Below are 25,728 nucleotides of genomic sequence, written 5' to 3'. Positions count from 1 at the left end.
ACAGGGTGTGCGCGTTCGCGACAACCGGTTGCATCATCGTGGCGCATTGGTCTTGCGGGCGGCATCATGATAAAACCCGCGCATCTGGAGTTGAGCGATGAACAAATTTTCCCATACCAAGGCCGCCGGCTCGCGCAGCGTCGATGAGATCACCGGCTCGCGCCGCCTGCGGCGCATGCGCAAGGCCGACTGGTCGAGACGGCTGGTGCAGGAAAACCGCCTTACGGTAGACGATCTGATCTGGCCGATCTTCGTCGTTGACGGCAAGAATGTACGCGAGCCGATCGAAGCCATGCCGGGCGTCTTCCGCCTGTCCATCGATCTCGCGGTCAAGGAGGCGAAGCATGCGGCGAGCCTCGGCATCCCGGCGCTGGCGACGTTCCCGAATGTCGACATGGCGCTGAGGGACCAGACCGGCTCGCACATTCTCGACCCGGACAATGTCATCAACCGCGCGACCCGCGCCATCAAGGACGCGGTTCCGGAAATCGGCATCATCACCGACGCGGCGCTCGACCCGTTCACCAGCCACGGCCATGACGGCATCCTGCGCGACGGGCTGATCGTCAATGACGAGACGGTCGAGCAGGTCACCGCCGCCGCCGTCATCCAGGCGGCCAGCGGCGCCGACATCATCGCCCCTTCCGACATGATGGACGGCCGCATCGGCGCGATCCGCGACGCGCTCGACGCCAATGGCTTCCAGGACGTGGCGATCATGTCCTACGCGACGAAATTCCATTCCGCCTTCTACGGCCCCTACCGCGAGGCTGTCGGCACGGCGGGCCTGCTCCAGGGCGACAAGAAGACCTATTACATCGACCACGCCAATTCCGACGAAGCCGTGCGCGAGGCAGAGCAGGATCTCGCCGAAGGGGCGGACATGCTCATGGTCAAGCCGGGCCTGCCCTATCTCGACATCATCCGCCGGCTGAAGGACGAATTCGCCGTGCCGACCTTCGCCTATCAGGTGTCGGGCGAGTATTCGATGATCAAGGCGGCAAGCGCCAATGGCTGGATCGACGGCGAGAAGGCGATGCTGGAATCGCTTCTTGCCTTCAAGCGCGCCGGCTGCGATGGCATATTGACCTACTTCGCGCCGACGGTGGCGGAGATGCTAAACGGCTAGCGGAGTGTCGAATGAAGGAACTGACCGATTCGATTTATGAAGCGGCCTTCGTTCCTGATCTTTGGCCCAACGTCCTCGAACAGCTTTCCGTGGAAACCGGTTCGCACGGTTCGACCATCCTGTGCATCAGCGAAAACCAGCCGCCGCGGTTCGCCGCCTCCAAAGGCACCTACGAGCTTGTGAAGAATTTCGTCGATGACGGAACCTGGCGGGACAATCGCCGGCCGGCCCGGTTTGCCGAGGCGCAAGGGAAGTTCCTGCGCGAGGTCGACATGATGTCGCCGGAGGAAATCAGCACCGATCCCATGCGAGCCTATCTGGAGCGGTTCGGGCTGGGCTGGCAGGCCGGCACGCTGGTCCCGATGCCGACGGGGGAGGTTGTCGTCTATTCGCTCGATCGCCTGCTCCAGGACGGTGCGCACGACCGTGCCAAACTCGACCGCGTCAATGTGCTGTGCCCGCATCTATCGCGCTCCGGCCTGATTGCTGCGCGGCTGGGGCTCGAACGCGCGAGATCGACGGTATCGGCCCTGGAGATACTTGGCCTGCCTGCCGCGGTGCTCTCCAAATCCGGGAGGGTGACGGCCACCAATCCCTTGTTCGATATGCTGGCCGGGGTTTTCACGCCGACTGCCTTCGACGGCGTGGCACTCACCGATGCGGCGGCGGATAGTCTTTTCCGGCGCGCGCTGGACGCGGAAAATGCCGGAGCCGAGCCAGAGGTTCGCTCGATCGCCATTCAGCAGACGCCGCACCGCCCGCCGACCGTGCTGCATGTGCTGCCCCTGCGGCGATCCGCCTACGACATTTTTTCCGGCGCCGACATGCTGCTGGTCGCCACCATGGTGAATGCCAGCAAGCTGGTGCCGGCGCCAACGATGCTGACCGGGCTGTTCGACCTGTCGCCCACGGAGGCCCGGCTGGCAGCGGCGCTGGCGGGCGGCCAGTCGCTGAAGGAAGCCACGACGGCGGCGAAAATCACCCTGAAGACCGGCAGGACCTATCTCGAGCGCATTTTCATGAAAACCTCGACGCATAGCCAAAGCCAGCTGGTGGCGCTGCTGAAGACGATCGACGTGCCGGGTCGCGCAGCGTCCTGAATTCTGCCAGATGGGCCAGTCCGGCCGGAAACATTCCCATAGGGCGAATGCGCCTTGACCTTCATCGGCGAAGCGCATCTCTACGTCGCTGACAAAGTCACCGACGTAATCGCCTGAAAAGACATGCCTGCCCAACCCGACACAAGCGCCGAAAGCGGCTATAACGTCCACTGGCGCCGTAATCTCGTCGTCTGCCTGCTCGGCTCGTTCACGACGCTCGTGGCGATGACGCTGCTGCTGCCGTTCCTGCCGCTCTATGTCGAGGAGCTCGGGGCAAAGAGCCATGCCGAGATCGTGCAATGGTCCGGCATCGCCTATGGCGCCACCTTCTTCGCCGCAGCGCTGGTCGCGCCCCTGTGGGGCAGGCTCGGCGACCGCTACGGCCGCAAGCTGATGCTGGTGCGCGCCTCGCTCGGCATGGCCGTCTGCATGTCGCTCACCGGCATGGTGGAGACGGTCTGGCAACTGGTGCTGCTGCGCCTGCTGATCGGCTTTGCAGGGGGCTATTCCTCCGGATCGATGATTCTTGTCGCCATGCAGACGCCCAAGGACCGCTCCGGCTGGGCGCTCGGCACGCTGTCGGCCGGCATCATGGCCGGAAACCTCGTCGGACCGCTGATCGGCGGCGCGCTGCCGCCGCTGATCGGCATCCGCACCACCTTCCTGCTGGCCGGAGGTGTCATCTTCCTGTCCTTCCTCGCCACCACCTTTCTCATCAAGGAAGACACGCTCCCTGCTGCCAAAGCCGACAAGCAGGCCGGGCAAAAGCGCAAGGGCGGCTGGTCGCAGATCCCCGACAAGCGTCCGGTCGTGGCCATGCTGGTCACGGGCACGCTGCTGATGTTCGCGACAATGTCGATCGAGCCGATCATCACCGTCTATGTGGCGCAGCTGGTGGAAGACCAGAGCCGGGTCACGCTGGTGTCCGGCATTGTCATGTCGGTCGCCGCGCTGGGCAGCATCCTGTCGGCGTCACGGCTTGGCAAACTGGCGGACCGCGTCGGCCACTGGAACGTCATCATCGGCGCGCTGGTCGTGTCGTCGCTGCTGTTGATCCCACAGGCTTTCGTCACCGCCAGCTGGCAACTCATCGGCCTGCGCTTCCTGATGGGGCTGGCGCTCGGCGGCCTGCTGCCTTCCGTCACCAGCGTCATCCGCCACAACGTGCCGGACGGCGTCGGCGGCAATGTGCTCGGCCTGTCGATCTCTGCGCAATATGTCGGCCAGGTGCTGGGACCTGTTCTGGGCGGTTTTGTCGGCGGACATTTCGGCATGCGCTCGGTGTTTCTGGGCACATGCCTGCTGATGGCGGCCGGCGCCGCCTATAACTGGCTGATCCATGCGCGGCACCAGCGCAGGCTTGCCGAGGCAGCCCGGACGTGATCTCGGCATGGATGGTCAAACATTGATGCGATATGCGGAAAGGCCCGAACGATGGACATGCAAGCTGAATATCGGGAAAGCCCGCCGAGGAAATCGAGCTGCGCCCTCGTCTTCGCCGGCGGCCTCTGTGGCGCCGCTGGCGTCGGGCTTTCGGCCGCGGCCACGCATCTTGGCGGCGCCTTCACCGGCACGGTCGCCTCGTTTCTGCTGGCGCACGCGCCGGTGTTGGTCGCCGTCGGTCTGACTGGCGCTAACCGGATCGCAAAGATCGCCTGCCTCGTGCTGGCGGTCGGGCTGGTGCTGTTCTGCGGCGATCTTCTGATGCGCGACTTCGGCGGAACGCGCCTCATGGCGATGGCGGCCCCCACCGGCGGCACGCTGCTCATCGCCGGATGGCTGGTGCTTGCGGCATCAGCTTTCGCGAAGTCGAAATCCCGCTAGATTGTTCTGAAAGCCAAACTGCCGAAACGAGCCGAACGCCCGCACGCGTTTGCCGCGCGGTCTACTGGTCGCTGCCCTTGGTCAGGATGTCGTCGGCCAGGGAAATCGCCGTGCGGCGGTCTGCTTCCGGCGCCAACGCGAAAGCCTCTTCCTGCATGGAGCGTATCCACGGCTGATCCACGGGCGCGGCGCGTTCGAGCGCCGCCGTCATCATCGCCAGACCGCGCACGACACGGCCGCTCTGGAACAAGAGATTGCCGAGTGTTGCTTGCGCACCCGCATGGCCCTTTTCGGCGGCAAGCTGCAACCAGCGCCCGGCCTGCTTCACGCTGGCCTTAACGCCACCCTCGCCGTGGAGGAATATCTTGCCCATTTCATACTGGGCGTTCGGATTGCGGTAGTTGGCGGCGGCGCGCATGTAATATTCCTGCGCCTGCACTTCATTCGCTTCGACCGGGCTGCCGGGAATACCGACTTTCGAGTAATTGCCGAGCGCGACGAGCGCGTCGGACACGTAGCTTTCTTCCGGCGAGCCGGGCTCCACATCCTGATCGGCGATCTCGCTGTAGAATTTATAGGCCTCGTAGTCGTTGCGGGCGACGCCATCGCCTTCCGCATACATGCGGGCAAGCTTCCAGGTCGCACCGATCTGACCGTTCTCTGCCGCGTACTTGTAGGCTTCGACCGCCTGGTCCTTATGGCCGTTCTTGTAGGCGGAGAAGCCGAATTGGAACACGGCCCAAGGGCTGGATTCCGGTTTGACTCCGGTCTTGTCGTCAAAAATCTTTTCGTCGAAGGCCATAGCCTGGCCGGCTGCCCCCAGGGTAGCGACCGCGACAAGCGCAGATATCGCCATGGCCCTGACGCGGCTGCGCGCTGGAACGACCCACCGGCTTCGGCCCCGAAATACGGAGGAACTGGGTGCGGCGGTGGCTGGAATCGTTTCCTCAGCGGTCTGGCTGTGCCCCTTGGCAACACCGACGCTCGGAAATCCAGCCTTGGAAAAGACCCTGCCGTGCATACTCGTCCTCGCCGCGATCATGCGGCCTGCCCTTCGCTATGCCTTCATGGCACGTATCCCGGGCACCCTCTCGAAGTGCTCCGGGTTTATGGCGGGAAGTGGGCGATGTCTTCGCCGGAGTCGGCGCAAAGCGGCGAACTAAGGGAACCGTTGCAGAAATGTCACGATTTTGTGAGCGCTTGGTTACCCGGATATTGCGCTGATGGCAGCGTTTTGTGGACTGACGGACGACTCGCCCTGAACGGCAAGAAGAAACAAAAAAGCCGGGCAATGCGCCCGGCTTTTTTAAAGTTATTTCAGTTGCTTACCACTTGACGGCGTAACCCACGCTGCCAGCGATGGCGTAGCCGGAGTCAACCGACGTTCCTGCATCGGACCCTTTCGTAATGTCAGCCGAGGTTAGATAGCTGACGCCGACACCTGCCCGCAATTCGCCGCCCATGGCGTCCTTGAACGAACCACCGACCGCCAGCGTGTAGGTGTCGCTGGACAAATCATAGCCGGTCAGGACACCTTGGTCCCACGTCAAGCTGACAAGGCCTGAAACCTTGTCGTTGAACGCATGACCGACGCCTCCGGTGACGGTCCAGCCGTCTTTCCAGTTGTAGACGTCCTGGCTGCCGATGCCGGGGATGCTGGTCGTAACCAGCAGTTCCTTCTGCACACTCCAATCGGACCATTTGACCGAACCGAAAGCCAGCCAGCCCGGCGCGATGCCGCTCTGGAGTTTCAATTCGACGGTCTGCGGAAGATTGCCCGTGCCGATAGCAGGCAACGCGACGCTTGCCGCTGGTGACCCGATGAGGGCACCAGGAACCGTCAGTGAGCCGCTGGCGCCATAGGATGTGCCGGAGCGATACATCAACTGGGCGCGCAAGGCGATTTCCGGAATGGCGTAGGCAATACCCGCGCGGTAGCCGAACTCCTCGCCGTCGAGCGTCAGGCGGGCGAAGGCGCCCGGTATCGGAAGCGCGTTGAGACGATCGTAGTCAAAATTCTCCATGTAGCCGCCACCGAGCAGCCAAAGCTGGCCCTGCCCGACATTGAACTTCACGCCGCAAGTCAGCGCCTTTTCGTTGGTGGTGAATTCTTCTTCAAGCTTTCCGCTCAGCTTCGGGTAAGCGTAGGTGGCCGAGCCGCCATTGTTGTCGACCATGGTCGCGGCGCAGCGGATGTTATCTGTAAGGTTGAGCTTTATCGCCGCCGACGGGATGACGTAGTCATCGGTGTAGGACGTTCCAACGAGCGCCGGGTTCGGATTCTTGGTGAACTCGCGTTTCGGCGACACGTAGGTCACACCGGCGCGCATGTTGAAGTTGCCATCCTCGAACAGGATGTCCGTGTCGGCATTGCCGCGCGAAAAACCGCCAGCATGGGCGACGCTTGCCAGCGCCAGCGAAAAACACCCTGCCCCCAGCAGTGCTTTCATACGCAAATTGCTCATTAATCCTCTCCCCAGGAAATCAAGTTGCCTATGCTAGAACCAATTCAAGTTAAGCACGCAATAACGAATTTCCGGGCGTACAAGTACGGCAACAGGAGATATGGCAAACCGGCGGCCAGTCACCCTCGGGCAGACCTCGAAAACACAGAGATTTGGACGGCAACCATAGTGAAACGAGCTGAAAAGCCTCGCTCAAGCCGCCAAAACACTGCATTTTCGAGTGGCAGCGGCCCAATTGTTACATTACGGCAACATTGGGGCGAAAACATTCCGTTTACGTCAATGTGACGTTGCGGAATGCCTGTCTCGCAAGCAGGTACTCTTCGGTTTTGGCTGTTCCCGACGCCTTAACCGGCGTCGCGGACTCGCTTGAGGGCCGTGGCAAGACTCGACTGCGATTCGACATATTCAGCCAGCTTCTCACGTTCCGCGGCGACGACGTCCTCCGGCGCATTGGCGACGAATTTTTCGTTCGACAGCTTCTTGTGCAGGCGGGCGATTTCCTCGGTAACCTTGGCCAGTTCCTTCTGCAGGCGGGCAGCCTCGGCGGCAAGGTCGATCAGCGCGCCGAGCGGCAGGCAGACAGTTGCCTCGTTGAGGACGATCTGCGCGGCGCCCTTGGGGGTCGCCTTGGCATGGGAAATATCGCCGACGCGCGCCAGCCGCTTGATCGCGCCGTCATGCCGGGCAAGGCGCTCGCGCGTCGTGTCGTTGGCGTCGATGACGACCAGCGGCGCGATCGCCGCCGGCGGCACGTTCATCTCCGAGCGCACCGAACGAATGCCGGAAACCAGATCGATCAGCCAGTTCGTCTCGTCGGCGGCCGCCACATCCTCGAATTCCGGCGAGGGCCAGGCGGCATGGCACAGAAGCGACTCGCGCTGCTTGCCCTCGCCCGCGGTGGCGGCCCACAATTCCTCGGTCATGAACGGCATCATCGGATGCAGCAGCTTGTAGATCTCGTCTAGCACGAAGGCGACGCAGGCGCGGCTTTCAGCCTTGGCTGCCTCGTCGGTTCCCATGAACACCGGCTTCAGCAGTTCCAGATACCAGTCGCAGAACTGGTTCCATACGAAGCGGTAGGCGGCGCTTGCCGCATCGTTGAAGCGATAGGCAACGATGCTGTCAGTCACTTCGCGCGAAACACGTGTCAGTTCGGTCAGGATCCAGCGGTTCACCGTCAGCTTGGCGTCGTTCAGCCAGAAACCGTCGTCGCGCGCCACGTCGTTCATCTCGGCGAAGCGCGTGGCGTTCCACAGCTTGGTGCCGAAGTTGCGGTAGCCGGCGATGCGGGCCGGGTCGAGTTTCACGTCGCGGCCCTGCGCGGCCATGATGGCGAGCGTGAAGCGCAGCGCGTCGGCGCCGTATTCGTCGATCAATTCGAGCGGATCGACGACGTTGCCTTTCGACTTCGACATCTTCTGCCCGTTCTTGTCGCGCACCAGCGCATGCATGTAGACCGTGTGGAACGGCTCCTCGTCCATGAAATGCAGGCCCATCATCATCATGCGGGCGACCCAGAAGAAGATGAGATCGAAGCCGGTCACCAGCACGTCGGTCTGGTAGTAGGTTTTCAGCTCCGGCGTGTTGTCCGGCCAGCCAAGCGTCGAGAACGGCCACAGCGCCGAAGAGAACCAGGTATCGAGCACATCCTCGTCGCGGGTCAGGATGGCGCCGGGCTCGAAGTTCTCCAGCCTGTCCTCGACCCAGGCCTTCCACGGGCCTTCATGGGCGATGTAATGCTGGATGGCCGCCTCCAGCGCCGCTTCCTCGTCCTTCTCGACGAAGATTGCGCCGTCCGGCCCGTACCAGGCCGGGATCTGGTGGCCCCACCAGAGCTGGCGCGAGACGCACCAGGGCTGGATGTTCTCCATCCACTGGAAATAGGTCTTTTCCCAGCTGCTCGGGATGATCTTGGTGCGGCCCTCGCGCACGGACGCAATGGCGGGCTTCGCCAGTTCGGCGGCGTTGACATACCACTGGTCGGTCAGGAACGGTTCGACGGGCGTGCCGCCACGCTGGCTGTGCGGCACGGCATGATGGTGCGGATCGACCTTGGCGAGGTACCCGCCTTCCTCCATGAGTTCGACGATCCGCTTGCGCGCCTCGAAACGGTCGAGGCCGTGCAGGCTGTTCCAGATAGCCTGCCGCTCCGGGTTTGAATCAACACCTGCGAGGAAGTCTTCGTTTTCGTTGATGTTTACGGCTGCGTCGACGGTCAGGATATTGATCGCCGGCAGCTTGTGGCGCTTGCCGACTTCGAAGTCGTTGAAATCGTGCGCCGGGGTGATCTTGACCGCGCCGGTGCCCTTCTCGGGATCGGAATACTCGTCCGCGACAATCGGAATTTTGCGTCCGACGATCGGCAGGACGACGTTCTTGCCGAGGAGCTTGCGGTAGCGCTCATCTTCCGGATGAACGGCGACGCCGGTGTCTCCAAGCATGGTTTCGGGGCGCGTGGTGGCCACGGTGATGAATGTTTCCGGGTTTTCGGGGTCGAATGTCTTGCCTTCGACGGGATAGCGTAAGTGCCAGAGGTTGCCGTTCAGCTCGACCTGCTCGACCTCGAGGTCGGAGATGGCAGTGAGCAGCTTCGGGTCCCAGTTGACGAGGCGCTTGTCCTTGTAGATCAGCCCCTGCTTGTAGAGCGTGACAAAAACCTCGAGCACGGCCTTCGACAGGCCCTCGTCCATGGTGAACCGCTCGCGCGACCAGTCGCACGATGCGCCGAGGCGCTTGAGCTGGTTGAAGATGATGCCGCCGGATTCGGCCTTCCACTCCCATATCTTATCGACGAATTCGGCTCGCGTCAGGTCGCGGCGATGGATCTGCTTTTCCATCAGCTGCCGCTCGACCACCATCTGGGTGGCGATGCCGGCATGGTCCATGCCCGGCTGCCACAGCACATTCTTGCCGCGCATTCGTTCGAAACGCACCAGAATGTCCTGCAGCGTGTTGTTCAGCGCATGGCCCATGTGGAGCGAGCCGGTGACGTTGGGCGGCGGGATGACGATCGTGAAGGGCTCGGCGCCCTCTTCAGCCCCGGCGCCCGCGCGGAAGGCATCCGCCTCTTCCCAGATTTTGGCGATCTTCGGCTCGACCGCCTTGGCGTCGTAGGTCTTCTCAAGCATGGGAAAAAGCGTCCGCTTTTCGGGGAGTTGTCAGTGACGGTGTAAACCGAAAGGTTTTAGGCAAGTCAACCACGGCTATCCCGCCGAATGGCCGCTGCATGAACAGATAGGCGGCATATTTGCCCTGGACAATGCTGCACTATGCCTGTTGGCGCTCAGGAAAACGGCGTTGCGATCAACTCTTTGAGCACTGGAACCAGCGCCAGCGGCAAATCCTCCGCAATGAGGCCCGGTCCGAAGCGAATGCCGGCTTCGGCATGAAGCCAGACGGCGGCGCAGGCGGCGTCGAAGGGCGGCATCCCTTGCGCCAGCAGCCCGGCGATCACACCCGCCAGGACGTCTCCCGACCCCGCCGTGGCAAGCCAGGGTGCGCCATTGCCGTTGATGGCGGCCATGGCGTCGGGAGCGGCGATCACCGTGTCCGGCCCCTTATAGACAATGACGGCGCAGGAACGTTCCGCGGCGGCGCGGGCCTTCGCCAGCTTGGACAGGCTGGTATCGGCGGCGATATCCGGGAACAGACGCGCGAACTCGCCTTCATGGGGAGTCAGCACTAGGGCGGGCGCTTTGTCAGCGTGCGCTGCCTCGAACAAGGCATTCGGCTGCTCGCGAAAAGCGGTGATGCCGTCGGCGTCCAGCACCAGCCCCTTGACCGGTTCGCCCTTGCCTTCCTCCTTCGTCCGGTTCGCCAGAACCGCCTCCACAAACGTGCGCGCCTTTTCACCAACGCCGAAGCCCGGCCCCAGCACGAAGGCTGACGGCGCGCGTTCGGCGATAAATCCGGCCAGATCCCGGCCGTCATCGACCTTGCGCAGCATGATCGAGGTCAGGTGCATGGCGTTCACCTGCATGGCACTGGCCGGAGACAGCACCGTCACCGCCCCTGCCCCGCTGCGGGCAGCGGCCAGCGCGGACAGGCGGGCGGCGCCGGTGGATCCCGGACCGCCGGAGAAAACGCCGACATGGCCGCGCTTGTATTTATGGGCGTCGACCGCCGGTGTCGGAAACGTATCGCGCCACAGATGCGGCGTGTTCTCGAAGGTCCGCATCGCCAGCGAACGGATGATCGGATCGGCAATGCCGATCTCGGCAAGCACAAGCTCACCGCAATGGTCCCTGCCCGGCTGCAGCAGATGGCCGGGCTTCCTGCGGGCGAAGGTGACGGTCACCTCGGCGCGAAAGGCGCTGCCGAGCAGCTTGCCGCTTTCGCCGGAGACGCCGGAGGGCAGGTCGATTGCGACGACCGTCAGACCCAGCTTCGTCGCCGTCTCCACTGCGCGGGCCGCATCGCCCTCAAGCGGCTTGGACAGACCGGCACCGTAGATTGCATCGATCACGATGTCGCTTGGCGCGGCGTCGAAATCCGCGAGAGGACGGGGCGTCAAGGGACATTCGGACGCGGCGATTTCTGCATCGCTTCCCGGCTTCGGAGCAGCCGACACCCACAGCGAGATGCTGACGCCGCTTTCAGCCAGCATCCGGGCGACGACATAGCCGTCGCCGCCATTGTTGCCGGGTCCGCACAGGACATGAACGCGGGACGCCATCGGGTAGCGGGCAAGAACCAGCGACGCGACGGCGCGGCCGGCATTCCGCATCAAATCCATGCCATCGAGCGGCCCTTCTGCGATGGCCTGCCGATCGACCTCGGCCATTTCCGCCGGTGTTATAAGTTCTGTGCCGATGAGAGTGCGCATGGCGTGAACATGGCCGCTTTTCACACCGAAGCAAAGCGGCTCGCCGCCGCGATTCATCGTTCAACGTCAGGCTGCCAATCCCGCCAGTATGGGTGCCGGCTACGCGATGTAGGAGACCATCGTTCGAGACCAGGACACTGCTTGCCACTCTGCCTCCAAATTAGGCTTCATGCCCAAATCACATGCAGACCGGGTTTTCCTCAGCATGAGTGCCGGACAGTAGCTTGCCTAAAAGACCGCGACAAACGGTTGGAATTTGCAGTCCGGGCGGCTTCGCCGGTGAAATCGCGCCACCTCGCTCAACTCTATCCAACTGGCACAGTTCGTGCTTCATGTTGCCCAAGCGGAGCCGCAACCCGTTACCTGGCAGTGGAGGCCACCAATCTTATGAAAAAGATCGAAGCGATCATCAAGCCGTTCAAGCTCGACGAAGTAAAGGAAGCGCTTCAGGAGGCGGGACTGCAAGGCATCACCGTTACCGAGGCCAAGGGTTTCGGCAGGCAGAAGGGCCACACGGAGCTCTATCGCGGCGCCGAATATGTCGTCGACTTTCTGCCCAAGGTGAAGATCGAGGTCGTTCTCGGAGACGAGGCCGTCGACGCCGCCATCGAAGCGATCCGCAAGGCGGCGCAGACCGGCCGTATCGGCGACGGCAAGATCTTCGTCTCCAACATCGAGGAAGTCGTTCGCATCCGCACCGGCGAGACCGGCATCGACGCGATCTGACGGCGACGGCCGAAATTCAATTCAACGATATTCCAGGGAAACATGACATGACGACAGCCAAAGACATCATGAAGCAGATCAAGGACAACGACGTGAAATTCGTCGACCTGCGCTTCACCGACCCGAAGGGCAAGCTTCAGCACGTGACGATGGATATCGCGGAAGTCGAGGAGGACATGTTCGCCGACGGCGTCATGTTCGACGGCTCGTCGATCGCCGGATGGAAGGCCATCAACGAGTCCGACATGGTGCTGATGCCGGATGCCGACACCGTCCACATGGACCCGTTCTTCGCGCAGTCGACCATGGTCATCCTGTGCGACATCCTCGATCCGGTCTCTGGCGAGGCCTACAACCGCGATCCGCGCGGAACCGCCAAGAAGGCCGAAGCCTACATGAAGGCGGAAGGCATTGGCGACACCATCTATGTCGGTCCGGAAGCCGAGTTCTTCGTGTTCGACGACGTCAAGTACAAGGCCGATCCGTACAACACAGGCTTCAAGCTCGATTCGACGGAACTGCCGTCGAACGACGACACCGATTACGAGACCGGCAATCTCGGCCACCGGCCGCGCGTCAAGGGCGGCTATTTCCCGGTGCCGCCGATCGATTCCTGCCAGGACATGCGCTCTGAAATGCTCACCGTGCTGACCGAGATGGGCGTGCGCGTCGAGAAGCATCACCATGAGGTGGCGGCGGCCCAGCATGAGCTCGGCATCAAGTTCGACGCGCTGGTGCGCAACGCCGACAAGATGCTGATCTACAAATACGTCGTGCACCAGGTCGCCAACGCCTATGGCAAGACGGCGACCTTCATGCCGAAGCCGATCTTCGGCGACAACGGCTCGGGCATGCATGTCCACATGTCGATCTGGAAGGGCGGCAAGCCGACCTTCGCAGGCAACGAATATGCCGGCCTGTCGGAGAACTGCCTGTTCTTCATCGGCGGCGTCATCAAGCACGCCAAGGCGGTCAACGCCTTCACCAATCCGCTGACCAATTCCTACAAGCGTCTGGTGCCGGGCTATGAAGCGCCGGTTCTGCTCGCCTATTCGGCGCGCAACCGTTCCGCCTCCTGCCGCATCCCCTTCGGCTCGTCGCCGAAGTCGAAGCGCGTCGAGGTCCGCTTCCCCGATCCGGGCGCGAACCCCTACCTCGCTTTCTCGGCGCTGCTGATGGCCGGCCTGGACGGCATCAAGAACAAGATCCATCCCGGCCAGCCGATGGACAAGGACCTGTACGACCTGCCGCCGAAGGAACTGAAGAAGATCCCGACCGTGTGCGGTTCGCTGCGCGAAGCGCTGCAGAGCCTCGACAAGGACCGCGGCTTCCTCAAGGCCGGCGGCGTGTTCGACGACGACCAGATCGACTCCTATATCGAACTGAAGATGGCCGAGGTGATGCGCTTCGAGATGACGCCGCATCCTGTCGAGTACGACATGTATTATTCGGTCTAGATCGGCAGTTTCCCGAAATCAAAAACCCCGGCAGCAATGCCGGGGTTTTTTTCATTTGGCAGCATCGGCAGTCACTTCCGCGCCTTCTTGAGCTCCTTCTCGAAGGAAGCCTTTGCCTGCTCAACCATGCGGGACAATAGGGCGGTGTCGACGAAGGCCTCCTTGTCGCCGGCATCGCGTCGTTCCTTGCGCTCAAAGACATCGCCGAACTCGGGATGCGCCGGCAAAACGACATCGGCTTCCATCGCGCCCAGCCGGTCAAAGCTTTTGCGGAAGTCCTCGACGAGCCCGGGGTAGCCCTTGTTGCCGACCAGTATGTTGCCGGCGACGGTTATGCTGCAGGGGAACACGACGCGCCGCGCCATCCCATTGTTTGTGGCGGTGGTTGTCCAGGTGGTGCAGCCCTTGGTGTGTCCTGGTGTCAGAAGCGCCGTCATCTTCACGTCGCCGAGCGTGACCACGTCGCCATCGCGCAACGACCGGTCCACCTTCACCGCCGGAAAACGGGCGCCGCCGTAATTGGTGTCGCCTTCCTGCCTGCCATGTTCGAGCGCGGACCTGTCCTGCTCCATGGCCATGACCTGCGCGCCGGTGTCCCGCTTCAGCCCGGCTATGCCGGCGGCATGGTCGAAATGGGCGTGGCTGTTCAGGATGATCTTCACATCCTCGAGTTTGAAACCGAGCGCGCGGATGTTGTTCTCGATCGGCCCGACGTTCTCGGCCAACGTTCCATCGAGCAGGATCGCCTTGCCATCGGAGACGATCAGGTAGGCGGCCAAGCCCTTGGTGCCGACATAATAGATGTTGTCGAGAATCTTGAACGGCTTGGTCGGCTCGCTCCAGGCCGCGGGCTGCCCGAGTAGAGCGAACGCCGAAGTGGTCAACGCAAAGACCGTCCCGATTGCGCATGCCCATATTTTTCTCATGTCGAAACCTTCTTTCTGGATAAAGCCCGCCTGAACGCCCGGCATCGACACGTATTCGCCATGAGCTGCGGTGACAAACGATGATATCTCGCTACCGGCATTAGAAAAATTTGGACTTTCAATGGATCGACCTCGCCTCCCGCTCAACGCGCTGCGCGCCTTCGAAGCCTCGGCTCGGCATCTCAGCTTCACCCGCGCCGCGATTGAGCTGTGCGTGACGCAAGCCGCCGTCAGCCATCAGGTGCGGCATCTGGAAGAGATGCTCGGTCTGTCGCTTTTCCGGCGCCTGCCGCGTGGGCTGATGGTGACGGAGGAAGGCCAGGCGCTGCTGCCGGTGGTCCGCGATTCCTTCGACCGGATGGGTGAGGCGCTCGACCGCTTCGAGAACGGGCATATCCGTGAGGTGCTGAATGTCGGCGCGGTCGGAACCTTCGCGGTCGGCTGGCTGCTGCCGCGCCTGGCTGCTTTCAAGTCTCATGCTCCCTTCGTCGATCTCAGGCTGTCGACCAACAACAACCGGGTCGATATGGCGGCGGAAGGCCTGGATTATTCGATCCGGTTCGGGTCCGGCGCCTGGCACGGGCTGGACGCGGTCGAGTTGTTCGAGGCGCCGCTCTCCGTTCTGTGCAGTCCCTCTATGGCCGCGGAGCTTTCCGGCCCACAGGATATCACGCGCCATACCATGCTCAGATCCTACCGGAACGACGAATGGCCGCGCTGGCTGTCGGCGGCGGGGCTGGGAAACCCGCTATCGCCGGTTCGCGGCATGGTGTTCGATTCGTCTCTCGCCATGATCGAGGCCGCCGCACAGGGAGCCGGCGTCGCGCTCGCCCCGCCATTGATGTTCGAGCGGCAGCTTGCGACGGGCGAAATCGTCCAGCCCTTCGCCGTCTCGATTTCGACGGGCAGCTACTGGCTGACGAAGCTGCAAAGCAGGAGCCCGTCGCGGGCCATGGATGTTTTCAAAGGCTGGCTGCTGCGGCAGGCCGGTCTACCAGCCTGAGTGCAATCCGGCATGACTGGAAAGTCAGTCCCGCTTGCGGATGACGGCGTAGACGATGTTGCGGTTCTCGCCGAAGAACACGCTGGCGTCGACGGTGTTGCGGTCGACGCTGGCGTTGACGATGGACCACATGTCCGCCTCGGAGCGCAGCAGCAGCGTCCAGTCCATGAAGGTTTCCATGTAACCGTCGTCGGTCAGTTCCGGCGAGAAATTGGCAAACAGGAGCGTGCCGCCCGGCTTCAGCATCTTCATGCAGCGCTTGGTGAGGCGAATGGCGACGGCGTCGGTCAAATAGTCGTAGAGCCCGGCCGAATAGACGAAATCGAACGTGCCAAGCTTGTAGGCATCCGTCAGCAGGCCGCGAACCGAACCGTCGATGGCTTCGACTCGGCTGCCGGAAAAATCGCGCGCGACCGAGCCCACGCTCATCGGATCCTGATCGAGCGCCACCCAGCGCGATATCCGGCCATCCTTGAGAGCCACCGAATTGTCGGCCTCGCGCAGATGGCCGGCGGCTATGGTCAGCACCTCGGTGCCCTGCCCCCGCTCATCGGCGATCTCGTCGACCTGCCGCGTCAGCAGATCGCGGCGCTCCCGAACCGCCACGCATGACGGATAATACTTGCTGTAGGCGTAGAGCGATTGCCCGACCGGCAAGGCGTCGGCAACGTCCCCCTGCACGCTTTCATGCTGATAGATGAAGTCCAGCAACCGGGCGTCGCCGGAATAGCCGCGCGGCTTGCGGAACGACCAGCGCGTGAAGGGATCGCGGTGGAAATATTCGGCAACGGGATGCTCCTGCGCCAGCGGTATCAGCGCCCGCCAGACTCTCGGATTGACCTTGCGCCGGGTCTTGTGCAGCGCCTCGACGGTCCAGCGCATCGTCTGGACCGGATCGCGGCCGCTTTCGAACCCCTGCCGGGCCGTATGGAGCACAAGGCCGAGCTCCGCAGTCGCAATCGCGAGTTGATCACCATCGTGAGACGGATGGAGTGCGGCGATGTCGGCTTCGACGGCAGCCGGGGTGATGAGGCTTTCGCCATCCAGCACAGGTTGCAACTCATTCATAAAATTGTCCGCCTGCCGTTCACGAATTGTTAACCCTATGATAGCCGCGAGGCACCCCAACTCAAGCCTTTCATAGGCATTTGGTTAATATTGGAATTGTTTTTTTGAGAATTTGCTAACGCTCACCCTGGAATGGCTGTGCGTTTAACGGAAACTTTCATTCCTGGGGCGAGAATTTCCCGCAGTCTGAAGGCGTCCACATTATGGGTGGTTTCGAGACAGCGAAGGCGTTGTTCAACAGGCAATCCAGCCGGCCGACGTTGAGTCATCGCATTTCGACGGAACACGCATGACGCAAACGATGGCCGATTCGATCGACAGCGATCTGCATGAACGGATGGAACGTCCGTCCCCCGCGCATTTGCAGGCGCTCTACCGCAGCGATGTCGATGAAATCCGGCGCGTGGCGATCCGCCAGGGCCTGTGGGCCGCGGTGCTGGTCTATCTTGTCTTCTCGGTCACGGATGTTCTGCTTATTCCCGACGCCGCCGCGCTGACGATCGCGGCGCGCTTTGCCGTCGGCCTCGGCACGTTGATCATGGTGGAATGGCAATTTCGCCATAACGTGTCGGCGAGCCGGATGGACCTCACCTGCGCGGTGGCGCTGGTTCTCGCCTATGGCGGCTGGCTGTTCGCGGCCATAACCACCCAATACACCGAAACGATTTCGTATTATCTCGTGTTCGGCGCCATATTCATGATGAGCGCCAACCTGTTTTTCACCTTCAGGTTTCACTTCTCCCTGCTTGTTTCAGGGGTCATGCTGCTGGCGTCGCTGTTCGTTCTTTTCTATCTTTTTCCCAACAATCACATCTATCAGCTCTCTTTCGGCGTGTTCCACGTCTCCTGCTTCATCTTCACCTCCTACGTGAACTGGCGGCTGAACAAGGAGCGGTACAGTGTTTTCCTGAACGCGCTGGAAGCGAAAATACAGCATGCCGAGGCAACGGAACGCGGCAGGGCCCTGCTCCGGCTTTCCCGGACCGATCCGCTCACCGGGCTCGAGAACCGCCGGGCGATCGATGACCGGCTGCACGATTTGTGGGCGCTGTGGCAGCAGCAGGGCGAGAATTTCGCGGCGCTGTTGATCGACGTCGATTTCTTCAAACGCTTCAACGACTGCTATGGCCACCAGGACGGCGACCAATGCCTGATCCTCGTTGCCGAGGGTCTGCGCAACATGATGAGGCCGGGCGTTTCGATCGGCCGGTACGGCGGCGAGGAATTCATCGTCCTGGCGTCGGTGCAAGACCGTGGCGAGGTGATGGAACTCGCCGAAGAACTTCGCCAGGCGGTTGAGGACTTGACGATCCGGCATCAGCAGCGCCGGGACGGCATCCAGATCGTCACGGTCAGCATCGGCGCCGCCGTCACGCGGCAGCAGAGCGGGGCGAAACTCGAAAAGATCATCCATGAAGCGGACCGCGCTTTGTATCTCGCCAAGGCCAGCGGCCGCAATTGCGTCAAGCTGTTCGATCCGGAAGACCCGCAAAGCAGCGACGAGAGCGAGAACATCGCCGCGCTGCTTCGCATCGCCATCGAAAAGCAGCTCGTCTCGCTCGTCTATCAGCCGATTCACGACGTCAATTCGCACCGTCTCGAAGCGCTCGAGGCCTTGATGCGCCTGAGGATGCCGGATGGCACATCGGTGCCGCCCAGCCTTTTCATTCCCGTGGCCGAGCGCACCGGTGCGATACAGGAACTCGGCCGCTGGGCGGTGCGCACGGCCTGCACCGATGTCCTGGCGACCAACCTCGCCCCGGTGGCAAGCATCAACGTGTCGCCGATTCAGCTCAAGACGCCCGGCTTCGCGGCCTCGGTCGCCACGATACTCGGCGAGACGGGCGTCACCGGAAACCGTCTGGCGTTCGAGATCACCGAAGGGCTGGAGATGGAGATGCACTCCGACGTCCTGCGCTGCATCTCCGATCTCAAGCTGCTCGGCATAAAAATCTGGCTCGACGATTTCGGCACCGGCTTTGCCGGCCTGTCATGGCTGCGGCTGATCGAGTTCGACACGGTGAAGGTGGACCGCTCCTTCCTGCATGATTGCACGACGCCGCGCGGCATCGACATGTTCCAGGATATCGTCCGGCTGATCCGCAACCGAGGACCGAAAATCCTTGTCGAAGGCGTCGAAAGCGCCGAGCAGATGACCTTGCTCAAGCATCTCGGCATCGATCAGATCCAGGGGTTCTATATCGGCCGCCCTGCGCACATAGACAGCTTCATGAAGGATCTGCCCCGCGGGCAGCGGCGGACAGCGAAGCGCCAGCCGGCATAATCGCTCACCAAGCCCGGCGGCAATCTCGGATGCGCACGCAATCTGCGGAAGCCTCGCGCAGCAGTTGACAACGCTTGCGAAACCGACCCGATCCGATCCACCAACAAAAAGCCCGGCCACGCATGGTGACCGGGCTTTGAAGGTTTGGGCCGGCGATGCTTACGCGGCGGCCTTGGCGGCTGCACTGGTCGGCACTTCCGCGATCGTCTTCAGCACCTGCGAGGCGATCTGGTAGGGGCAGCCCTGCGAGTTCGGCCGGCGGTCTTCCAGATAACCCTTGTAGTCGTTCCTGACGAAGGAATGCGGGACGCGGATCGAGGCGCCGCGATCAGCGATGCCGTAGCTGAACTTGTTCCACGGCGCGGTCTCGTGCTTGCCGGTCAGGCGCTTGTCATTGTCAGGGCCGTAGACGGCGATGTGGTCCATCAGGTTCTTGTCGAAGGCAGCCATCAGCGCCTCGAAATAGGCCTTGCCGCCGACTTCGCGCATGTAGGCGGTCGAGAAGTTGCAGTGCATGCCCGAGCCGTTCCAGTCGGTGTCGCCGAGCGGCTTGCAGTGGAACTCGATGTCGATGCCGTACTTCTCGGTCAGGCGCAGCAGCAAATAGCGCGCGATCCACATCTGGTCGGCGGCGCTCCTCGAGCCCTTGCCGAAAATCTGGAATTCCCACTGGCCCTTGGCCACTTCGGCGTTGATGCCTTCGTGGTTGATGCCGGCGGCCAGGCACTGGTCGAGATGCTCCTCGGTCAACTGGCGGGCGATATCGCCGACATTCTTGTAGCCGACGCCGGTGTAGTACGGGCCCTGCGGCGCCGGATAGCCGCTTTCCGGGAAGCCGAGCGGGCGGCCGTCCTTGTAGAAGAAATACTCCTGCTCGAAGCCGAACCAGGCGCCGTCATCGTCAAGGATGGTGGCGCGGCTGTTCGAGGCATGCGGGGTGACGCCGTCGGGCATCATGACTTCGCACATGACCAGCACGCCGTTGGTGCGGGCCGGATCCGGATAAAGGGCCACCGGCTTCAGCACGCAATCGGACGAATGACCTTCGGCCTGCATGGTGGACGAGCCGTCGAAGCCCCACAGCGGAAGCTGGTCCAGCGTCGGAAACGCTTCGAATTCCTTGACCTGCGTCTTGCCGCGCAGACCGGGAACCGGGGTGTAGCCGTCGAGCCAAATGTACTCCAGCTTGTACTTCGTCATGTTTGACCTCTCGTCGATAGTGGGCGGAACCGCAAAGGCCCCCATGCGTTCGGTCCCAACGACCGACCTGCTGGCGCCTGCGATGCAACGAGCGTGCCAATTTCAAACCCTGCTTTGGCCGACAAAGTCCATTTTCCAGACGACCTCTAGCCACAGCGGTAAAAGCTGCATCGCGATGGCTCAAAACCGGCTATCTGCACAATTAATGTGCATTTACTGTTATTTTTCTAGGCATATTGCCTAAACAGATCGCAACCATTACGTTCAGGTCAACCCAATGAACGGTTCCGGCAGAAGCAAAAGGAGACCGGCCCATGGAAGCGACTCCTCATCGTCAGTCGGCGAAAATTCTGACCTTTCCCCTCGCATCGCGCGGTCATGCCAAAATTTTGAGCAGCTCGGCCAAGTTTGAGGCAGAGCTTGCTTCGTTGCGCGGTGAGCTGACGGATTTCGGCAGCGCCTGGTATCACGACGAAGCCATCCGGGACGCCCAGCGCAAGCGGCCCGTCTGAGAGGCTCTGGCTCGGCCAGTTGTCCGCCTGAACGTCTCTGAAGGCACAAAAAAGCCCGGCGCATGCGCCGGGCTTTTCATTCAGTGGATGCGAAGCTCTACTACTGCTTGGTTTCCAGATTGGTTCCCAATGTGTCCCGCACGAAGATCGTACCGATGATCAGCGACATCGCGGCGATCACCACCGGATACCAGAGACCGTAGTAGATATCGCCCCTGGCGGCGCTCAGCGCGAACACCGTTGCCGGGAGAAGGCCGCCGAACCAGCCATTGCCGATGTGATAGGGCAACGACATGCCGGTGTAGCGGATACGGGTCGGGAACATTTCGACCAGGATGGCTGCGATCGGGCCGTAGACCATGGTGACGTAGAGCACCAGGATGAACAGGATGCCGATAGTGAGCGGCCAGTTGATCTTGGCCGGGTCAGCCTTCATCGCGTAGGCACCGCCGCCGGCAATGCTGTAGGTGGTGATCTCGGTCGCGCCTGCCGCCTCTTCGGCGGTTACCAGCTTGTCCTTGATCGCCTGCGCAACCGGAACCGTCTTCTTTTCACCGCCACGGATCGCGGCTGCGTCCAAAGTGAGTTCCGGATTGCTTGTCACGAAGGCGTCGAGCTTCTGGTCGGCAACCGTGGCCACGCCGCGATTCAGCGGATAGCCGCCATCATGCAGCGCAAGGAACGTCGCCTTGCTGAAAGCTGCCGCCTTGGCTGCCGCGTCCGCCGCGGTGCCGTCATAGGATTCGATGTTCTTGTCGCCCACCTTCACCGAAGCCGGCGTGCCGGCGGCTCCAGTCTGCACAACGTCGTAGGGAACCGAGTTCGAGGCCAGGAAGTTGGTCGCGATATCGCAGGACGACGTGTACTTTTCGGTGCCCGTCAGCTTGAACTGGAAGCTGCAATCCCCGGGGGCCGCGGTCACGGTGGCACGGACGTTCTCGCGAGCCGCCGCCAGGTCCGGATTGGCAGCCCATGTCAGGGCCTTGAACAGGGGGAAGGTCGTGAGGATCGCCAGTGCAAGGCCGGCCATGATGATCGGCTTGCGGCCTACCTTGTCGGAAAGCCAGCCGAAGACCACGAAGAAGATCGAGCCGAGTGCGAGCGCGATCGCGATCATGATGTTGACGGTGACCGGATTGACCTTGAGCACGTTGGACAGGAAGAACAGGGCGTAGAACTGGCCATTGTACCAGACCACGGCCTGACCGGCGGTGAGGCCGAACAGCGCCAGCAGCGCGATCTTGGCATTCTTCCACTGGCCGAATGCTTCCGACAACGGCGCCTTGGAGCCCTTGCCCTCTTCCTTCATGCGCTGGAAGGTCGGCGATTCACTCAGCGTCAGACGAATCCAGACCGAAATGGCGAGCAGAACGACCGAGACGATGAACGGTATGCGCCAGCCCCAGGCCAGGAAGTCCGCCGCGCTCATCGAGTTCTGAACGATCAGGATGACGACGAGAGACAGGAACAGGCCGAGCGTCGCCGTCGTCTGGATCCATGACGTGTAGAAGCCGCGGCGTCCATCCGGCGCGTGTTCGGCAACGTAGGTCGCCGCACCGCCATATTCACCGCCGAGCGCAAGGCCCTGCAGCATGCGCAGTCCGATCAGGATGATAGGCGCGGCGATGCCCCAGCTTGCCGATCCTGGCAGGATACCGACCAGGAAGGTCGACATGCCCATGATCATGATGGTGACGAGGAAGGTGTATTTGCGGCCGACGAGGTCGCCGATACGGCCGAACACGAGCGCGCCGAACGGCCGCACGAGGAAGCCGGCTGCGAACACCAGCAGCGTGAAGATGTTGCGCGTGGCTTCCGGATACGAATTGAAGAATGTCGCGCCGATGGCTGCAGCCAACGCGCCGTAAAGATAGAAATCATACCACTCGAAAACCGTGCCGAGCGAGGATGCGAAGATGACCTTCTTCTCCTCGCGCGTCATGCTGCGGGTCGCCCCGCCAGCGGTGGATGCCATTGCCATAGGTTGTCCTCCCATAATGTCCATCTGCCCTGATGCCGGGGTATCGGCCCAAGTCCTCCGAACGGGACCCGGCTCGGGCATTGGGCGGAGATTACAGAAAGCTTGGCCCAACGGCAGAGCGCCTTTGGGATTATGACTTTGGTCTAAGAAAATGACGCCGGGTGACAGATTCCGGTCTGCCGGCGTCGCGGAACGGTGACTTCAAAGCCCGGAATATCCGCTACAGGCTGTCAGCTTCGCAATGCTTCGAGCAGACGGATCGACGCGAGGAAATCGCGCTTTCGGTGGGCGCGGCGGGCGACGGCCTCGGCGTCCTGGCCCCAATGATCGATCTGCCAGTCCTCGTCGACATGGGCTGCCAGCCAGGCGGCCTCGCCGTCCAGTTCGCCAAAATCGACGGCCAGCGCCAGCAGGGCCGATCCGGTCAGCGAAGTCATGACGTGAAGAGCCGCCAGGCGCAGCGGTTCGGCACGCTGGGCAAGGTGAGCGCCAAGGACGGCAATCGTCTCGCGCGGCTGGTCGACATGGATGACGCCTTCGGCCAGGTTGAAGCGAGCGCCAAGGCCGGCGCGCGCCCAATCGATCACCGGGTCCCAATGCTGGTTCTGGCGGTCGACGAGGCCTTGCGGGCCATCGGCGCGGTAGCAGAGCAGATCGGACGAGGCAAAGCGCAGAATGTCTTCCAGCACCGCCTGCGGATCGCTGGCGACGCCATCAATGGCGGTGTTGGCCAGCCGCAGCACCGGCATGGTCACGGGATCGATGATTTCCTGCTGTGCTTCGAACTCCGCTGCGACGAGCGCGGCAGCCTGTCCGTTCGGCATGGCGAGCAAGGCCCTGCCCGGCGTGCGGACGGGCTTGCCATCAAGATGGACGGCAAAGCCGCCCTCGACCGGAGCAACGGAAGCGACTTTGTAGAAGCGCTTCGGCTGCGGTGTCTTCATCTGGATCTGGGCGCGGCGCACCGGGTCCGGATCGGACAGATACTTGCCGGCCTCGAGGTCGTTCAGGATGTCGCGCATGGTTCTTCCAAGATAGGGAGCCGGGGCGGCGGCTGCCAGTCGGCGTCAATTGTCTTCGGCGTTCCGCTCGTCGAAGCCGAGCAGGTTCCAGCTCTGGCGCATGTGCTGCGGCATCGGCGCGCTAACATCGATGACGCCCTTGTCAGGGTGCGGGATGCGAATGCGTCGTGCGTGGAGATGCAGCCGGTTCTGCATGCCGCCGGGAAAATCCCAGTTGGTGTCGGCTTCAAAGTATTTCGGATCGCCAATGATTGGGCAGCCGATATGGGCAGCATGGACGCGAAGCTGATGCGTGCGGCCGGTGTATGGCTCCATCTCCAGCCACGACAACGTCTGCGCCGCCTGTTCCACCACGCGGTAGTAGGAGACGGAATGGTCCGCCCCCTTCTCGCCATGCTTGGCGACGCGAACGCGGTCGCCGTCCGGCGTCGGCTCCTTGACCAGCCAGGTCGAAATCTTGTCCTCGCGCTTCGGCGGCACGCCCTTGACCAGCGCCCAATAGGTCTTCTTGGTCTCGCGGGCACGAAACGCTTCGGACAGCTTCATTGCCGCGAGCCGGGTCCGGGCGATGACGAGCACCCCGGACGTGTCGCGGTCGAGGCGATGAACCAGGCGCGGCTTCTCGCCCTTCTTGCTGCGCCATGCCTCCAGCATGTCGTCGACATTGCGGGTGACGCCCGAGCCGCCCTGCACCGCAAGCCCGGCCGGCTTGTTGAAGACAAAAACCTTATCGTCCTCGTGCAAGAGCATCTTGGCCAGAACATCCGCATCGTCCTGATTGCGGATCGAGTGGCCGGTGAGATTGCCCTCGCCCTTCCTGTCGGCGTCCAGCGGCGGGATGCGGATCATCTGACCTGGCTCGACGCGCGTGTCCGTCTTGGCGCGGCCCCCGTCGACGCGCACCTGCCCCGACCGCAGCAGCTTCTGCAACTGGACGAAGCCGAGCCCCGGATAGTGGGTCTTGAACCAGCGGTCGAGCCGCATGCCCGCCTCGCCCGCCTCAACCGCGATCTGTTCTACACCTGCCATCTTGCCTTCAGCCATCCTTCGAGGGGCGGCAATAGCACTACAGAACGCTTCTGACGAGCCAAAGTCCGAGAAACAGGGCAAAGATCGCGCCGATGACGCTGGCGAGCGCATAGCCGAGGGCAGGCAGCGCGTCACCACGCTCCCACAGCACGGCGAAATCGAGCGAGAAGGCGGAAAAGGTGGTGAAGCCGCCCAGTATGCCGGTGGCGACGAACAGCTTGAGCGCGCTCGATCCACCGTAGCGGCGCGCCAATATCTCGACGAAAACGCCCATGAGAAAGGAGCCTGCGATGTTGATCGCCATGGTTCCCCACGGATAATTCGGCCCCACAAGGCGCAGGGCGCCCAGATTGGCAAGATGGCGGATGCTGGCGCCGATGGCGCCGCCGAGGGCGACGAGGAGCACATTGATCATAGGATTGATGTGACTCAGCTTGCGCAGCGGGTCAACCGCACTTCCGACGCCCCCTGCCCTCAATGAACCGGAGCCAACCCCAGTTCGTCCCAGCGTGCGCGCGGGACCGGATCGCCGACGAGAAAGGCGAAACCGGTTACGGCTTCGCCACCCGCGGCGAAATCGCATTTGAACTTCAGGCCATACCAATTGCCCTTGCTGCGAAAAGCTGCGCCATCGGCCTGGACGTGCGGGCCTGAAATCCTTTCGCGCGCGGTGGCGTAAGGCACGACCCGATCGGGCGCAAGGTCCCTCCGCCAATGACGTATCTGGTCCATCGCCTCGACCGCGCATAGCTGTAGCTGCCGCTCGTTGCCAGCCATGCTGGCCAGATCGGCGCGGACATTGCGGCTGCGCGTATCGGCCAGCGTCTTTGCCGAAAGCATTTGCGTGGCCTGGATCATGCCGGGCTGCGGTGCGGGAGCCGCCTTCTGCGGGTTGGCCCCGTCCTGCCGGTCTTCAGGTTCGACTTCTGGCGCCTGAAGCACCGGCGGGATAGGTTTCGGCATCGCCATGGCTTCAAACTGCTGCGGCGAAATCATATCGACCGAAATGCTATCCTCCCGTGGCGGCAATTGCGTGCGAGCCGAAGGCGACAGAGCGAGGAAAGCCAGCACAACACTGTGCAGCGTCAGCGAGGCGCAAACGCTCCATCGCCGCAACTGCGGCGTTGCGAAATGTCCAAATGAAAGCTGCCTTTGAGCCTTTCGTGCCGCCATG

General features: G+C 62.3%; 22 protein-coding genes. 10 read left to right on the top strand and 12 right to left on the bottom strand.

All coding sequences use genetic code 11. The annotated features are described in order from the left end of the window. Nucleotides 1–97 precede the first annotated feature (97 nt). The 4 genes from hemB to J2X35_RS04075 all read left to right on the top strand — a co-directional run bounded on the left by hemB (nucleotide 98) and on the right by J2X35_RS04075 (nucleotide 4,053). Nucleotides 98–1,129, top strand: coding sequence for a porphobilinogen synthase (hemB, locus tag J2X35_RS04090; RefSeq protein ID WP_310181657.1), 1,032 nt, complete (start codon nucleotides 98–100; stop codon nucleotides 1,127–1,129). 11 nt (nucleotides 1,130–1,140) lie between these two features. After that, nucleotides 1,141–2,229 carry a helix-turn-helix transcriptional regulator gene (locus tag J2X35_RS04085; RefSeq protein WP_310181655.1) on the top strand — a complete coding sequence of 363 codons (1,089 nt, stop codon included), beginning with the start codon at nucleotides 1,141–1,143 and terminating at the stop codon, nucleotides 2,227–2,229. A gap of 123 nt (nucleotides 2,230–2,352) precedes the next feature. Beyond that, on the top strand, nucleotides 2,353–3,612 hold the full coding sequence (locus tag J2X35_RS04080) for a multidrug efflux MFS transporter (protein WP_310181652.1): 1,260 nt from the start codon (nucleotides 2,353–2,355) through the stop codon (nucleotides 3,610–3,612). A 51-nt stretch (nucleotides 3,613–3,663) separates the two neighbouring features. Further along, a complete protein-coding gene (locus J2X35_RS04075; protein ID WP_310181650.1) occupies nucleotides 3,664–4,053 on the top strand; it encodes a DUF423 domain-containing protein in 390 nt (129 codons plus the stop codon). 61 nt (nucleotides 4,054–4,114) lie between these two features. On the opposite strand, the gene J2X35_RS04070 is transcribed toward J2X35_RS04075, so the two are convergent. Beyond that, nucleotides 4,115–4,909, bottom strand: a complete 795-nt coding sequence (locus J2X35_RS04070; protein WP_056108989.1) for a tetratricopeptide repeat protein — start codon at nucleotides 4,907–4,909, stop codon at nucleotides 4,115–4,117. A gap of 270 nt (nucleotides 4,910–5,179) precedes the next feature. Between J2X35_RS04070 and J2X35_RS04065 the strand changes: the two genes are divergently transcribed. Beyond that, entirely contained in the window at nucleotides 5,180–5,389 is a 210-nt protein-coding gene (locus tag J2X35_RS04065; RefSeq protein WP_310181646.1) for a hypothetical protein, read from the top strand. On the opposite strand, the gene J2X35_RS04060 is transcribed toward J2X35_RS04065, so the two are convergent. The 3 genes from J2X35_RS04060 to J2X35_RS04050 all read right to left on the bottom strand — a co-directional run bounded on the left by J2X35_RS04060 (nucleotide 5,379) and on the right by J2X35_RS04050 (nucleotide 11,346). Continuing rightward, entirely contained in the window at nucleotides 5,379–6,518 is a 1,140-nt protein-coding gene (locus tag J2X35_RS04060) for an outer membrane protein transport protein (protein WP_310181644.1), read from the bottom strand. The two genes, J2X35_RS04065 and J2X35_RS04060, sit on opposite strands and share 11 nt — an antisense overlap. A gap of 347 nt (nucleotides 6,519–6,865) precedes the next feature. Then, the gene (locus J2X35_RS04055) at nucleotides 6,866–9,649 is read right to left on the bottom strand and encodes a valine--tRNA ligase (protein ID WP_310181642.1); all 2,784 of its coding nucleotides are present in this window, start codon (nucleotides 9,647–9,649) and stop codon (nucleotides 6,866–6,868) included. A gap of 155 nt (nucleotides 9,650–9,804) precedes the next feature. Further along, nucleotides 9,805–11,346, bottom strand: a complete 1,542-nt coding sequence (locus J2X35_RS04050) for an NAD(P)H-hydrate dehydratase (RefSeq protein ID WP_405023175.1) — start codon at nucleotides 11,344–11,346, stop codon at nucleotides 9,805–9,807. Nucleotides 11,347–11,733: 387 nt separating this feature from the next. Here J2X35_RS04050 and J2X35_RS04045 point away from each other — a divergent pair, with 387 nt between their 5' ends. Next, nucleotides 11,734–12,072: a P-II family nitrogen regulator gene (locus tag J2X35_RS04045; RefSeq protein WP_056108980.1), complete on the top strand. Its 339-nt coding sequence runs from the start codon at nucleotides 11,734–11,736 to the stop codon at nucleotides 12,070–12,072. 47 nt (nucleotides 12,073–12,119) lie between these two features. After that, entirely contained in the window at nucleotides 12,120–13,529 is a 1,410-nt protein-coding gene (glnA, locus tag J2X35_RS04040; RefSeq protein ID WP_056108978.1) for a type I glutamate--ammonia ligase, read from the top strand. A gap of 71 nt (nucleotides 13,530–13,600) precedes the next feature. Here glnA and bla read toward each other — a convergent pair whose 3' ends face one another. Then, nucleotides 13,601–14,413, bottom strand: coding sequence for a subclass B3 metallo-beta-lactamase (gene bla / locus J2X35_RS04035; RefSeq protein ID WP_310181640.1), 813 nt, complete (start codon nucleotides 14,411–14,413; stop codon nucleotides 13,601–13,603). A gap of 163 nt (nucleotides 14,414–14,576) precedes the next feature. On the opposite strand from bla, the gene J2X35_RS04030 reads away from it, so the two are divergent. Continuing rightward, a complete protein-coding gene (locus tag J2X35_RS04030; RefSeq protein WP_310181638.1) occupies nucleotides 14,577–15,458 on the top strand; it encodes a LysR family transcriptional regulator in 882 nt (293 codons plus the stop codon). A gap of 24 nt (nucleotides 15,459–15,482) precedes the next feature. Here the strand turns inward: J2X35_RS04030 and J2X35_RS04025 are convergent, their stop codons facing one another. Further along, complete coding sequence (locus J2X35_RS04025; RefSeq protein ID WP_310181636.1) at nucleotides 15,483–16,526, bottom strand: class I SAM-dependent methyltransferase; 1,044 nt, start codon at nucleotides 16,524–16,526, stop codon at nucleotides 15,483–15,485. A 289-nt stretch (nucleotides 16,527–16,815) separates the two neighbouring features. Between J2X35_RS04025 and J2X35_RS04020 the strand changes: the two genes are divergently transcribed. Then, entirely contained in the window at nucleotides 16,816–18,810 is a 1,995-nt protein-coding gene (locus tag J2X35_RS04020; RefSeq protein ID WP_310181634.1) for a GGDEF and EAL domain-containing protein, read from the top strand. Nucleotides 18,811–18,969: 159 nt separating this feature from the next. Here the strand turns inward: J2X35_RS04020 and J2X35_RS04015 are convergent, their stop codons facing one another. After that, nucleotides 18,970–20,010 carry a glutamine synthetase beta-grasp domain-containing protein gene (locus J2X35_RS04015; protein ID WP_056108966.1) on the bottom strand — a complete coding sequence of 347 codons (1,041 nt, stop codon included), beginning with the start codon at nucleotides 20,008–20,010 and terminating at the stop codon, nucleotides 18,970–18,972. Nucleotides 20,011–20,324: 314 nt separating this feature from the next. On the opposite strand from J2X35_RS04015, the gene J2X35_RS04010 reads away from it, so the two are divergent. Continuing rightward, the gene (locus J2X35_RS04010) at nucleotides 20,325–20,522 is read left to right on the top strand and encodes a DUF2735 domain-containing protein (RefSeq protein ID WP_310181629.1); all 198 of its coding nucleotides are present in this window, start codon (nucleotides 20,325–20,327) and stop codon (nucleotides 20,520–20,522) included. A gap of 100 nt (nucleotides 20,523–20,622) precedes the next feature. On the opposite strand, the gene J2X35_RS04005 is transcribed toward J2X35_RS04010, so the two are convergent. The 5 genes from J2X35_RS04005 to J2X35_RS03985 form a co-directional block, all read right to left on the bottom strand. Beyond that, nucleotides 20,623–22,503 (bottom strand): MFS transporter, encoded by a 1,881-nt coding sequence (locus tag J2X35_RS04005; RefSeq protein ID WP_310181627.1) that lies wholly within the window; start codon nucleotides 22,501–22,503, stop codon nucleotides 20,623–20,625. Between the two features lie 230 nt (nucleotides 22,504–22,733). Further along, entirely contained in the window at nucleotides 22,734–23,525 is a 792-nt protein-coding gene (locus J2X35_RS04000; protein ID WP_310181625.1) for an ATP12 family chaperone protein, read from the bottom strand. A gap of 45 nt (nucleotides 23,526–23,570) precedes the next feature. Then, a complete protein-coding gene (locus J2X35_RS03995) occupies nucleotides 23,571–24,554 on the bottom strand; it encodes an RluA family pseudouridine synthase (RefSeq protein WP_056115398.1) in 984 nt (327 codons plus the stop codon). A 37-nt stretch (nucleotides 24,555–24,591) separates the two neighbouring features. Then, on the bottom strand, nucleotides 24,592–24,969 hold the full coding sequence (gene crcB, locus J2X35_RS03990; protein WP_056108952.1) for a fluoride efflux transporter CrcB: 378 nt from the start codon (nucleotides 24,967–24,969) through the stop codon (nucleotides 24,592–24,594). A gap of 59 nt (nucleotides 24,970–25,028) precedes the next feature. Next, entirely contained in the window at nucleotides 25,029–25,727 is a 699-nt protein-coding gene (locus tag J2X35_RS03985; protein ID WP_310181622.1) for a DUF930 domain-containing protein, read from the bottom strand. Nucleotide 25,728 lies beyond the last annotated feature (1 nt).

The sequence above is a fragment of the Mesorhizobium sp. BE184 genome (genome assembly GCF_031457045.1).
In the GTDB taxonomy this organism is placed as follows: Bacteria; Pseudomonadota; Alphaproteobacteria; order Rhizobiales; family Rhizobiaceae; genus Mesorhizobium.
This window is presented reverse-complemented; position numbering and strand designations above follow the sequence as displayed.